The sequence below is a fragment of the Paeniglutamicibacter sp. ZC-3 genome (genome assembly GCF_025847175.2).
Lineage (GTDB): Bacteria > Actinomycetota > Actinomycetes > Actinomycetales > Micrococcaceae > Paeniglutamicibacter > Paeniglutamicibacter sulfureus.
The window spans coordinates 1-1,557 of record NZ_JAOYTG010000053.1; the positions used below are offsets into that span (position 1 = coordinate 1).

Annotated in this window: 1 pseudogene; it reads right to left on the minus strand. The window is 62.9% G+C overall.

From position 1 onward, the window contains the following. Positions 1-45: 45 nt before the first annotated feature. Positions 46-1,430, minus strand: a pseudogene (locus OIU93_RS20490) (IS3 family transposase). Between the last annotated feature and the right edge of the window lie 127 nt (positions 1,431-1,557).

Below are 1,557 nucleotides of genomic sequence, written 5' to 3' on the forward strand. Positions count from 1 at the left end.
CGGAATTTTTCAAGTCAAGCGGTACCAAAGTGAGTTAGACGGCCGTTAGGCCGCTGTTTTTTCGATGGTTTCCCTTGGTTGGTTGATCCATGCCGGCCCGGGCAGGGCCAGGATCTTGGGGTCGCTGGCGGTGCTGAAACGGTGGGGGTGTTTGGCCCTGGCCGCACTCAGCGTGTTGGAGCGTTTCTGCGCGACCCCGTCGGAGAAGCCGTAGTGCACGTTGGCGGGGGTATGGAACCCGATGCCGGAGTGCTGGTGGTGATGGTTGTACCAGTCGACGAAGCCGCTGATGAAGGCCCTCGCGTCGCCCAGGGACGCGAAGCGCTCCGGGAACGTCGGCCCGTACTTCATTGTCTTGAAAATCGACTCTGAGTAGGGATTATCATTGCTCACCCTGGGCCGGGAATGCGATCGGGTGACCTCCAAATCCGAGAGCAACGCGGCGACGGTCTTCGACGTCATAGAGGTGCCGCGGTCGGCGTGCACTACCTGCGGGATGCCGTGGATGCCGAAGATCTCCTTCATCATTTCCACCGCCAGGATCGCCGCTTCGGTGGCGTGCACGTGCGCGCCGACAATGAACCGCGAGTGGATATCGATCATCAGGTAGCAGTCAAAGTACTTGCCCTTGACCGGACCGGCCAACTTGGTGATGTCCCACGAATACACCTGACCGGTGGCGGTGGCCACCAGTTCCGGGATGGCCCGGGGCGGATGCTTGGCGAGTTTCCGGCGTTCCTTGACCTGCCGGTTCTCCTCCAAGACCCGGTAGAACGTGGAGACCGAGCCCAGGTAGATCCCGGCGTCCAGCAGCTTCGCATAGACCTGCAGGGGCGCCAGGTCCACGAACTGAGGCGAGTTCAAGGCCGCGAGGATCTCGGCCCGCTCCGCGGCGCTGAGCTTGTTCGGCGGCACCGCCGGTGCGTGGTCCCTCGGCGCGGTCGGCTTGCGGTAGATCGTGGTGCGCGACAGCCCGACCAGTGCCGCGGCCCGCCGCGTCGGGACAGCCAGTTCCACCAGCTGGGCGTAGGCGTCCGTCAACGCTTCTTGGACTTCGGATCGTCGTTCGTGTCCTCGGAGAGAGTCTCCAAGAACGCGTGCAGTTTTCCCATCACACCAAGGGCTGCCTCGGATCGTTTCAACCGGCTCTCGCTCACCTCCAGCTGGCGGCGCAGACGCGCGATCTCGGCCTGCTCCGGGGACAACTTCCCGATTTTCTCCCCGGCCTTCTTGCCCTGCAGGACGCCGGCATCGCGCAACTTGCGCCACTCGGTGATCTGCGAGGAATACAAGCCTTGCTCCCGCAGGAACGCACCGCCTTCCTGGCGGGTGCAGGCGTCCTCGTACTGGGCCAACAACTCAAGCTTCTGCGCGGGGGTATACGACCTGCGAGGGGTCGGTCCACCGGCACGCGGTCCGGAACTACTCATGGATCCATCTTGGCGCACTTCGGCCAAAACTAGATTAGACATACTGATTGGTTTCCTGGTTCTCGCCCTACGCGATCGAGCTGACTTGCTCTGTCACCGTGGTACCGCTCCAGCCTGACACGTAGGG